Source organism: Neptunitalea chrysea (assembly GCF_027924145.1).
GTDB classification, from domain to species: Bacteria; Bacteroidota; Bacteroidia; order Flavobacteriales; family Flavobacteriaceae; genus Neptunitalea; species Neptunitalea chrysea.
The window spans coordinates 21,935-33,230 of the sequence record NZ_BRVP01000021.1 but is presented as its reverse complement, the minus strand read 5'-3'; the positions used below and the strand labels follow the sequence as shown (position 1 = coordinate 33,230).

General features: G+C 33.4%; 10 protein-coding genes and 1 tRNA gene. 3 read left to right on the top strand and 8 right to left on the bottom strand.

What is annotated here, in order from left to right:
- Positions 1 to 128 precede the first annotated feature (128 nt).
- Positions 129 to 683: a GNAT family N-acetyltransferase gene (locus tag NBRC110019_RS13725; RefSeq protein WP_281755766.1), complete on the bottom strand. Its 555-nt coding sequence runs from the start codon at positions 681 to 683 to the stop codon at positions 129 to 131.
- Between the two features lie 128 nt (positions 684 to 811).
- Here NBRC110019_RS13725 and NBRC110019_RS13720 point away from each other — a divergent pair, with 128 nt between their 5' ends.
- On the top strand, positions 812 to 2,944 hold the full coding sequence (locus NBRC110019_RS13720; RefSeq protein WP_281755765.1) for a S9 family peptidase: 2,133 nt from the start codon (positions 812 to 814) through the stop codon (positions 2,942 to 2,944).
- Positions 2,945 to 3,049: 105 nt separating this feature from the next.
- Here NBRC110019_RS13720 and NBRC110019_RS13715 read toward each other — a convergent pair whose 3' ends face one another.
- From NBRC110019_RS13715 to scpC, 4 genes are all read right to left on the bottom strand, one after another.
- On the bottom strand, positions 3,050 to 3,985 hold the full coding sequence (locus NBRC110019_RS13715; RefSeq protein WP_281755764.1) for an ISAon1 family transposase: 936 nt from the start codon (positions 3,983 to 3,985) through the stop codon (positions 3,050 to 3,052).
- Positions 3,986 to 4,022: 37 nt separating this feature from the next.
- Entirely contained in the window at positions 4,023 to 4,373 is a 351-nt protein-coding gene (locus NBRC110019_RS13710; protein WP_281755762.1) for an ISAon1 family transposase N-terminal region protein, read from the bottom strand.
- A gap of 182 nt (positions 4,374 to 4,555) precedes the next feature.
- Positions 4,556 to 4,640: transfer RNA gene (locus NBRC110019_RS13705), tRNA-Ser, on the bottom strand.
- A 126-nt stretch (positions 4,641 to 4,766) separates the two neighbouring features.
- A complete protein-coding gene (scpC, locus tag NBRC110019_RS13700; RefSeq protein ID WP_281755761.1) occupies positions 4,767 to 6,272 on the bottom strand; it encodes a succinyl-CoA:acetate CoA-transferase ScpC in 1,506 nt (501 codons plus the stop codon).
- 172 nt (positions 6,273 to 6,444) lie between these two features.
- Between scpC and NBRC110019_RS13695 the strand changes: the two genes are divergently transcribed.
- Positions 6,445 to 7,254: an AraC family transcriptional regulator gene (locus tag NBRC110019_RS13695; RefSeq protein WP_281755760.1), complete on the top strand. Its 810-nt coding sequence runs from the start codon at positions 6,445 to 6,447 to the stop codon at positions 7,252 to 7,254.
- A 60-nt stretch (positions 7,255 to 7,314) separates the two neighbouring features.
- A complete protein-coding gene (locus tag NBRC110019_RS13690; RefSeq protein WP_281755759.1) occupies positions 7,315 to 7,944 on the top strand; it encodes a nitroreductase family protein in 630 nt (209 codons plus the stop codon).
- Positions 7,945 to 7,990: 46 nt separating this feature from the next.
- On the opposite strand, the gene ribB is transcribed toward NBRC110019_RS13690, so the two are convergent.
- The 3 genes from ribB to lolA1 are packed head-to-tail and all read right to left on the bottom strand — an operon-like array spanning position 7,991 to position 11,296.
- Complete coding sequence (gene ribB / locus NBRC110019_RS13685) at positions 7,991 to 9,136, bottom strand: 3,4-dihydroxy-2-butanone-4-phosphate synthase (protein ID WP_281755757.1); 1,146 nt, start codon at positions 9,134 to 9,136, stop codon at positions 7,991 to 7,993.
- A gap of 12 nt (positions 9,137 to 9,148) precedes the next feature.
- The gene (locus NBRC110019_RS13680) at positions 9,149 to 10,612 is read right to left on the bottom strand and encodes an LptF/LptG family permease (RefSeq protein WP_281755755.1); all 1,464 of its coding nucleotides are present in this window, start codon (positions 10,610 to 10,612) and stop codon (positions 9,149 to 9,151) included.
- A 36-nt stretch (positions 10,613 to 10,648) separates the two neighbouring features.
- Positions 10,649 to 11,296 carry an outer membrane lipoprotein periplasmic chaperone LolA1 gene (lolA1, locus tag NBRC110019_RS13675; RefSeq protein WP_281755752.1) on the bottom strand — a complete coding sequence of 216 codons (648 nt, stop codon included), beginning with the start codon at positions 11,294 to 11,296 and terminating at the stop codon, positions 10,649 to 10,651.

The window sequence follows — 11,296 nt, the reverse complement described above, 5'->3', positions numbered from 1 at the left end:
ATAAGTACGCCAAATTCGTTAAAAAAAAACGAAAATAAGTATTCTCTTAATTTTTTAATTAATTTGATTAAAGTTGGATGTAGTTTAAAGCTTAATTACGAACATATATTGTTTGTTTTTAAGCTTTTCTATTGGTTATCCCATTCATTTTTTGCAATTACATAGCAAAGGCATCTTTCATAATCTGGAAATTTTTTTAATCGTGGGTGATTAAAGGAACCATGTTTTTTCATGCCTATTTTTTTCATTACGTGTTCCGATTTATAATTTCTCTCAGTACATGTAGCAATTACGTTATCTAAATGTAGTGTGTTAAAAGCAAATTCAAGACATCTTTTAGCTCCCTCAGTAGCATAACCATTTCCCCATGCATTCTTTTTTAATCTCCAGCCAATATCTACATTAGGAGTAAAATTTGTTTCGTAGGTTTGATAAGCCAAACCTATAAAGCCAATAAACTCACCAGTATTTATAACTTCAACGGCAAAATAGTTATGGCCATATTGTTTATAATGATTTTGTAGTCTATCAATAAAATCAGCTGTTTCTTTTATTGTTAGTATATTAGGAAAATGTTTCATTACCTCTTTATCTGCATTTAGAGAAGCAAATTCATCTAAGTCGTCTTTTTCCCAGTTTCGAAAACCGAGTCGTTCAGAAGTGAAAAGGTATTTTGTTTTCAAGATAGATTCTTTTTTTGGTTAAATGTAAGATAGTAATTTCATGTTTCTAAGAAAAAATATCAAATAATAAAACAGTAAATTAGTGGCTATAAAGAATTCATTATTTTACAATAGATATTACACAAGTTATGAGAAAAATTATTTTGGCAATACTATGTGTCTTTACATTGGGTGTTGCTCATGCGCAAGAGAAAGAAATTTCAATTGAAGATGCCGTATTAGGGTATTATAAAGGATTGTATCCTGAGTATCTGTATGGTATCTCGTTTATATCAGATTCTGATAACTTCTTATACAATGATTATAAAAACGGAAAAATTGTAATTAAAAATCCGGCTAATGAAGTATTTCAAGAAATAGATTTTCAAACGTTAAAGGAGAAATTTCCTGAGGCAAGTCAATTTCCAAGTCTAGAAACTGCCATTGGCGATGAAATGGTTTTTAATACAGGTAATGGGGTCGCTTTTTATAATTATGTGAAGGGTGAAAATACAGGTAGTATTAATTTAAACGAGGATGCTGAAAATTTAGATTATAATAAGAAAATAAAGGCAGCAGCATATACTGTAAAAAATAATTTATTTGTTGCTACAACAGATAACTCAGAAATAGCAGTTACTCAAATTACTAATGAGAACATTGTTTCCGGACAATCGATACATCGTAATGAGTTTGGTATAAGTAAAGGAACCTTTTGGTCTCCCAAAGGGAATTATTTGGCGTTCTACCAGAAAGATGAAACGAATGTAACCAACTATCCTTTGGTTGATATTACAACACGTCCGGCTACATTAAAGAATATTAAGTACCCTATGGCTGGACAAGGAAGTGAAATAGCCAAAATAGGGATCTTTAATATGGATACACATAAAAAAGTATACCTGAATATAGACACATCTGATGAGCATTATTTAACAAATTTTTCCTGGAGTGATGATGAGCAATATGTTTTTGTTGCTGAACTAAATAGAGAGCAAAACCATATGTGGTTTAACAGATATGATGCTAAAACTGGAGAAAAAATTAATACGCTTTTTGAAGAAGAAAATGATGCGTACGTAGAGCCTTTATTCCCAGCTGTTAACCTTCCTAATAAGGGTACACTTTTGTATATGAGTCAACGTAACGGGTATATGAATATCTACGAGTATACCATGGAAGGAAAATTAGTGAAACAACTAACCGACTATAAATGGATAGTAAAAGATATTTTAGGGTTCGATGCTAAAGAGAAGTATCTGTACATTACTGGAACTGGAAGAGATCCGAGAGAAATGCATGCTTTTAAAGTGAGTCTTAAAAATGGAAAAACGACACAGTTAACTACTGTTGCTGCTAGTCATAATATACAGATTAGTGATGATAGGGCTTATATTTTAGATTTTTATAGCAGTTTAACTACTCCTAATAACTATCAGATAATAAACACTAATAAAGGAACTTCTAATGTAATTTTAGAATCTGAGAATCCTTTAAAGGATTATAAACTTGGAGTTACTGAAATGGTGAGCTTAAAGGCGGCTGATGGTACCACCAACTTGTACGGGCGTTTAATTAAGCCAGCTGATTTTGATCCGAATAAAAAATATCCGGTTTTAGTGTATGTATATGGTGGACCACATGCACAAATGGTAACCAATTCATGGTTAGCCGGAGCTTCTTTATGGATGACGGCCTTTGCATCAAAAGAAGATTATTTGGTATTTACCTTAGATAACCGTGGTTCTAGTAGTAGAGGATTTGAATTTGAAAGTGTAATACATAGAAATGTTGGAGACAACGAGATGGCAGATCAATTAGAAGGGGTTAAGTATTTAAAAAGTTTGCCATATGTAGATGCTAGTCGAATGGCAGTACATGGCTGGAGTTTTGGTGGATTCATGACGAGTTCTTTAATGTTACGTCATCCGGGAGTATTTACTACCGGAGTGGCTGGTGGTCCGGTAATAGATTGGGATATGTATGAGGTAATGTACGGAGAGCGCTATATGGATACTCCACAAGAGAATCCTGACGGGTATGATAAAACTAGTGTAGAAAACTACATCAAGAATTTAAAAGGAAAATTAATGCTTATTATTGGAAGTGTAGATCCGGTGGTAGTACCAGAGCATAGCATGACCTTATTGAAGGCTGCGGTAGATAATGGTGTTCAATTAGACTTTTTTACTTACCCAATGCATGAGCATAATGTAAGAGGAAAAGATAGAGTGCATTTAATGATTAAGGTGTTAGATTATATAGTAGAGCATAATAAGTAGAAAATAGCGTGCTCTATGAGCTTTAGAGCTTATCTCATAAAGAACTTCCAATAGGTAATATATCTGTTGGAAGCTTTTAAACGGATCATTCCTAAATGTTGGGGACTATGCAACTATTTTAGTTAATCTATACCAGAAGAACTCGGTGTTTTTGACTCCTCTAAACTGAGTTCTGAAGGCTTTAATTTTGGCATTGAATGATTCTGCTGAAGCATTTGTGTTTCTGTTTATAAAGTAATTCAAGATTGACCTATAGTTTAAACTCATACTATTGGCTACTGTTTGGAAGCTTTTAAACCCTGCTAATTCTACGTCTCTGTAGCAATGAGCTAATTTGGTGTAAGCTACTTTAATATCATACGGTTGATTAAATATATTTCTTAATCCATTAACCAGCTTATATGCCTTTTGTAGTTCAGGGTATAAATCAAAGAGTAGTGTAGCTCTGTTAGCTTGACTTGTTGTCCAGTCATTAGAAGCTTTATAGAGCAGATACCTACTTCTGGCTAATAGTTGCTTAGGAGTATCTCTATTAGCTAGTATTTTAGGAGTATATTCTCTTTGTTGTTCTTTACTTTGTTTAATTTGCTCATTTTCCTGATCCATAGCTTCCCAACGATATTTAATCCGTAAGTCCTTTAAAGCATCAATAGCTAGCTTTTGAACATGGAACCTATCGGTAACTTGTAAGGCTTTAGGAAAACAGGTTTTTACGATTTGCTTCATGGAATGAGCCATATCCAAAGTTATTTCCTGAACCTTATTCCGCATAGCGTCTGGAAGTTTGAGTAATCTGTTGATAATAGGTTCTGCCTTAGTGCCTTTAAAAATACCTACTAAAGCTCCTTTTTTACCTTTAGCCTTTTTATTGGTAATTATAGTATAGAGTTCTCCTTGAGAAAGAGAAGTCTCGTCTATGGATAAATGAGAACCTATATTTTCTGGATAGATGAGCCATTGCCGGGAATGAGACTTTTTCTCCCAATTAGTAAAACCACTTAAATGATGTTTATATTGATGTTGAAGTCGCTTTCCATTCACTCCATAAAATGAACCTATGGTATGGCAATCATTGGATTTAGTATCTACTAATTTCTTTTAAAAAAGCAGCAAACTCTTGTGTCATACGAGTTCCCTGAGCTACTAAATTCCAATCTCTTTGTATGATCTCTCCACTGGATTTGTCTGTCCATCTTCTACGTTTTACATGAAGATAAACACTGTTACCACGTAAAGGAAAATCTTGTATAATCACTTCCTTATGGAAGCCTTTAGATAGTAATGTGCTTGAACAAGACCTTGGCGGTGTATTACGCTCTTCAAAATATAAATGCAGTACCTCCAGCTTCTTTTCACTTTTTACTAAATCAAAATAATCAATCAAAAAAGAGGGTAAGACTAACTTTATAAAATCAAGGTAATTTTCCAAAATATAACTTTTCACAAAAATCGATAATTCTAATTTAATCCCCAACTTTTCTGCTTGACCCGTTTTTTTATAGCAGCTTTTTGATACTGTTTATAAAAATCTCGAGATGAGATACTATAAAAACAAAAAACCCCGTAAAGAAATCTCTACGGGGCTTTAGCTTAGTTTGTCGATTTATTTTGCGGAGAAAGAGGGATTCGAACCCCCGGAGGTGTGACCCTCAACGGTTTTCAAGACCGCCGCATTCGACCACTCTGCCATTTCTCCTTTGCGGTTGCAAATATAGAAAGATTTTTCAATAGTGAAACATTTTTTTTGAGAAAAAAATAAAATAAAAACTAACTACTTAATAAAGAGTTATTTTGGAATCAAAAAAAACGTTCGTACAATTTATTATTCTACTAATTCAACCAATTTCATGGTACCAAATGTTTTTAAATGGGTATGCCATGAAAAAGCGTTTTCTAATATATGCGGGGTTTGCCCGCCTTTTAAAGAGGCTTCTTTAAAATAGTCTAACAATTGCTTTTTGTAAAATGGGTGCACACAATTTTCTATAATTGCTTCCGCACGTTCTCGTGGTGCTAGTCCGCGTATATCGGCTAGTCCTTGTTCGGTTACTAATATGTCTACATCATGCTCTGTATGGTCGGTATGCGATACCATAGGAACAATATGTGATATGCTGTTATTTTTAGAAATAGATGGACAAACAAAAATGCTTAAATAAGCATTACGCGCAAAGTCTCCTGAGCCCCCTATACCATTCATCATTTTGGTACCTGCAATATGTGTAGAGTTTACGTTTCCATACATATCAAACTCAATAGCGGTATTAATGGCAATAACGCCCAGTCTTCTTATTACTTCTGCTGCATTGCTTATGTTTTGAGGGCGTAGTACTAATTTATCTTTATAAGCGTTAAAATGCTCTATTATTGTACGCAAACAACCTTCTGTTACCGTAATAGAAGAAGCAGAGGCAAAGGTGAGTTTACCAGCGTCGAATAACTCAAATGTACTATATTGTAAGACTTCTGAATACATGGTAAGGTTTTCAAAAGTACTTTTTGTAAAACCAGATAAAACCGCATTAGCAATTTTACCAATACCTGCTTGTAATGGTAGTAGGGAGTTTGTTAAGCGTCCTGCATCTACTTCTTTTTCTAAGAAATTTAGAATATGATTTGATATGGCAGCTGTTTTTTCATCGGGAGCTGCAATTACAGCAGGACAATCAGGAACATCTGTGTACACTACTGCCAGTACTTTATCAGGAGCTATTTTAATATACGGATCTCCTATTCGGTCATCTGATTTAGTAATGTTAATTACCGCTCTATGGGGTTGTTTTAATTGTAGTTTTACATCGTGTATACCTTCAAAATCTAATGGCATAGCGGTATTTACCTCAATAATTATTTTTGATGCATTCTGTGCAAAACTAGCAGAGTTGCCTACAGAGGTGGTTGGTACAATATACCCCTCTTCAGTAATACAAACAGCTTCTATGATAGCCACATCAATACGATATTCTGAGATGTTTTGTAGCATTTCGGCAGTATAGCTCAAATGTTGGTCTACATATAGAATCTCATGATTGTTTATGGCTGTTCTTAGCGTTGGATCTGCCTGAAAAGGCAAACGTTTGTGTAGTGCGCCATTTTGTGCTAAGTCGGCATCTGTGTTATATCCTAGAGAGGCACCACTAAGTACGGTTAATGAAAGTTTTTCTGTAAGCGCTCTTTTGGCTATTTCGGGTAATACACTTTTACTGTCTCCTGCCTTGATGAAGCCACTTACTCCTAAAACATCATCTTTGCTAATTAATTGTGCCGCTTCATAGGGCGTTTTTAGTAATTTTTTGTAATTACTAAATCGTATTCGTGAGTGATGCATTTTTACTTTGGTTTTGATATTTTATTGGTGTTAAAAATTATAAATTTTTAATTTTATATTATGATTACTACGGATATCATTATATTTATAACTAAATTATAAAATAAGCTATATTTTATTTTATTTAAAATAGACAATTAAATATCTGAAAAGGACATATTAAGATTCTCTAATGACAGAAGCGCTAAAAACCAAATATTATTTAACCGAAGTAGATAAACAGTCTGCTAGTGTTTATTGCTATCACGATTTAATGGGGGAAGTTTTTATTGAACCCCATGTGCATAAGAAAGGACAGTTTATTTATACAGAAGGGGGAGTGGTTTTTATTAAAACGGAAACCAAGACCCATTATTTGCCTGCACGACACTATATGTGGATACCTCCGGGAGTAGAACACAGTATTTACCCGAGCTCTCCTAAAGTAATTATGAGAAACTTATATTTTCCTATAAAGTCTTTAGATAATTCATATTTCTATAAGGAGGGTATTTACCCAGTGAACAATCTTTTATTTGAGCTTTTATTGTACACTAAAAACTGGAAAGGAGATATACTTAGCAAAAATAAAAGTAGGTTTACCATAGTTATGGCCTTTAAAGTATTGATAGAGCAGTCGGCCACACAAACATTACTTTTGAATTTACCGCAAGCAACAGACGATAGACTCAAAAAGATTATAAAATATATTTCTACAAATGTGCAGCATGAGCATAGTTTAACGCTATTGGCTACACGGTATGGTGTTTCAGAAAAAACGTTGTACAGGTTGTTTAAAAAGGATGTAGGAATGCCTTTTATTAGGTATTTTGCCTTATTGCGTATTTTTAAATCGTTAGAGTATTTAGTAGATAACGATTATACCATTGCAGAGATAGCCAATAAAGTGGGGTATAGTAGTGTGCCTACATTTAGTACTACTTTTTGTAAAATAATAGGTAAAAGACCCTCTGAATACAGGAAAGCTAATGAAATTTATTAGGGAATGGTTATGTATTTGGAAATGGGTAGTTTTGTAGCATAAATAAAAACCAAACTAGTTATGGGTATAATTAAGCATTTGCAATGGAGGTATGCTACTCAAAAATTTGACACTTCAAAGAAAATAGGGGAAGATAAAATGGCTGTTATTAAAGAGGCTTTTAATTTAACAGCTACTTCTTATGGTTTACAACCGGTAACTTTATTGGTGATAAGAGATGAGCAGGTTAAGAAAGAGCTACAGGTACATGCGTATAATCAAAGTCAGGTAGGGGAGTGTTCAGACCTATTGGTGTTTTGTGTTCCGTCGGGGTATAATGAGCAGTTTATACATGATTATTTTAAACTGGTTGCAGATATAAGAAATATTCCAGGTAAGGAGTTAGATTCTTATAAACGATTTTTAGTAAAGGTTTTTGGAGAGATGTCTACTGATGAAGTATTGTTATGGGCAGTGAAGCAAGCCTATTTGGTAATGGGGAATGTATTAACGGTATGCGCCATAGAAGGTATAGATGCGTGCCCAATGGAAGGGTTTAAACCTGATGCTTTTGATGAAGCTTTACAACTTGCAGATAAAAATTTAAAGTCTGTTTTAATTATGCCGATTGGCTATAGAGCAGAAGACGATACATATGCTGCTATGAAGAAAGTACGTAAGCATATTAACGATAGTGTTATAGATATTTAAATTGTATATACCTATTAAAAAGGCTCCGAGAAGGAGCCTTTTTAGTTTAATATTGTACGTATTCTACAATATCTAATCCGTAACCAGATATACCAACACGTCTTGTGGGTTTAGGACTAGAATTAGAGATTAATCGAATTTTAGAAATATCCAGATCATGTAATATTTGTGCTCCAATACCATAATCTTTATTGTCCATCATTATTTTAGGAGCTTTAATTTCTCCTTGTTTCTGAAGTGCTTTTAGCTCAGATAACCTACTAAGCATATTTACACTCTGATTGTTTTGATTAATAAAGATGATAGCTCCTTTACCTTCTGTATTAATAAGGTTAAACATATTGTCTAACTTTTTATCGTCATCACTGGTAAGGGTACCTAATAAATCGTTGTTAACTAAGGTAGAGTTTATGCGAGCTAATACTTCATCTCCTTTCTTCCAGCTACCTTTAGTAAGTGCTATGTGTACTTGTTTATTAGTGGTTTGTTCGTAAGCTCTTAATCGGAATTCACCAAAATGTGTTTTAATAGTAAAATCCTCTCTCTTTTCAATTAAACTATCGTGTTGCATTCTGTAGGCAACTAAATCTTCTATAGAAATAAGTTTAATGTCAAATTTTTGAGCTACCTCTGCTAAATGAGGTAAACGTGCCATGGTGCCATCTTCGTTCATTATTTCGCAGATAACCCCAGCAGGTTTAAATCCGGCTAAACGCGCTAAATCAATAGCAGCTTCTGTATGCCCGGTTCTTCTTAATACACCTCCGTCTTTTGCAATTAACGGGAATATATGTCCTGGTCTTGCTAGCTCGTATGGTTTAATATCAGGATTCACAAGTGCCTTTACTGTTGCGGCTCTGTCTCCGGCAGATATACCTGTAGTAACTCCATGCCCTCTTAAATCTACAGAAACAGTAAACGCAGTTTCCATATGGTCTGTATTATTAACTACCATAGAGTGTAAGCCCAGTTCTTTACACCTAGTCTCGGTAAGTGGAGCGCAAATCAATCCACGTCCGTGAGTAGCCATAAAGTTTATCATTTCAGGAGTAATAGTTTCAGCGGCAGCTAAAAAATCTCCTTCATTTTCACGATTTTCATCGTCAACAACAATCACCATTTTTCCATTTCTAATATCAGCAATAGCTTCTTCAATGGTATTGAGTTGAATTTCTTTTTCCAAAGTGTTCATAATACAAAGGTATTATAATGAATTTAAAGCTTTAAAAATTTTAGAGAAAAAGGAACCTATAGGTGCAAAATACTTATACAATTCTGCAATAGGTCGGTCTTTAGAAGCTCTGTCTGTTAAATAAATTCCGAATGGTAGCATAATAAAAGTAGGTAGCCATGATGCCATGGTAGGACTTACCGATCCGTCTTCTGAAAAGTTATCTAAGAACATCCCTAAAAAGTGATATGCTAGAAATATCGTCATAGAGATAATGATGGGGAGCCCTAATCCTCCTTTTTTAATAATAGCCCCTAGTGGAGCACCAATAAAAAAGAGTACTAAACAAGCTACAGATAAAGAGAATTTATTGTTTAATGTAATAATATGTTTATTCAAAAATTTCTTTCTAAAAGCAAAATCTTTCTTTTTATTTCTTAGGGTATTGGCTTTGTTAGATACACCGTTTAAGGCAATATCTAGCACTTGTTTTTTCTTTTTTGCAGAAACCAAAGAAACCAAATCAACATTTAATAGGGTGTCCTTTGTTTCTACTTTTAAAGAGTCAGGATTATTAGCTACATTACTTTTGTTAATTTCTATAAACCCAGATCGTCTATATACATTTTCGCCAAACTGGTTCATGTTGTTTAAATACCCCTTTTTTATAGAATCTACAGCTGTATTAAGTTCATTAACGTTCATCATTTTAAAGGTATTCTCCACCTTAATTTTAGATAAATCCTCATGTTTAAAACTAGAAACGTCTACATTAATAATATACTTTTCAAATTTAGCTTTAGCATGCGGGTAATGATCTCGTTTTCTGGGATCTTTTGATATAACATCTTCGTAATAATACCCGTCTTTTAAAATTAATTGCAGAATATTAGAGGTTTCGCTACTTAACAGCTCACCTTCTTTAGCCTTAATTACTGTATGGTTTTTTTTGTCTTTAGAATTTTTGTGAATAACAACATTTTTTAAAAAACGATCATTCTCACCATACTTTTCGTCTACTTTTAAATTAAGTGATTCAAGATTGTTAAAAGCACCTGCGGTAATAGCTAAGGCAGGTTTAGCCTTTTTAATGTTATTACGTAAATTGTAATTAGTTAATTCTGCTGCCGGAATTAGATTATTATTTACAAAAAAAGTACCAATACTTAAAAATATCATGAAGACGATTAGCGGCCGCATAGCTCTAATAAGAGAGAACCCTGTAGATTTCATAGCGGCAAACTCATAATTCTCTGCAAGAGAACCAAAAGTTAATAAAGAAGCTAATAATACCGTTAGCGGCAATACTAATGGGGTAAGCCCGGGAATGTTATATAAAATAAACTTAGCAATAATACCAATATCTAAACCTTTACCCGCTAACTCATCTATAAATACCCATATAAACTGAAAAATAAATATTATAGTTAATATAATATAGGCACTTAAAAAGTTAATCAAGAAGTTTTTTAAAATATAACGATCTAATATCTTCATTGTGGTTAACCCCTCAAGGGATTTTTAGAAATGTAATTATTCACTAATGTAATACCCTAACTTTTTATATTTCTCTCTATTAAATACAAAAGTATTTTTTGGTAATGGTTGGTCTGTTTTCATACTATTTACAGTAATAATAGTAGAGGTGCTATTTTTACCATTTTCAACCACATTGTAAATATGTTTTGTTTGTGTGTCAATACCTAATAAAATGTTTGAAACTTCTGCTTTAGAAGAGATAGGAGTTAATTCAATAATTTGAATATCTCTACCTTTAATTTTTTTAGTTTCTTTCCACTTATAGGTATATCCATCTTTATAGAAGGTAAGCATTTTAGAAGGGGTAATAGTGCTTGCATCGTCTGCTCCTTTGTTTTCAATGGTAACCTCTTCGTTGTCTGGTACAATAGTGTATATTTTATGACCATCAAACATTTTAAATACACCAATATAATTAAGTGCATATTTGTCACCTTCAATAGTTACATTGCCTTTAGTTTCTTGGTTAACACCTGCGTCTTTGTTAACAAGCTCAAACTTAAAGTCGATATATAAGTTTTTGTAGCTCCCTACTTTGTTGTATACTTCATCTAAAAGCGATTTAGCCTTAGCTGAATTCTGTGCAGCTACGGAGTTAATTCCTATCCATAAAATCAATGCTGTTAAAGCAAACTTCTTCAT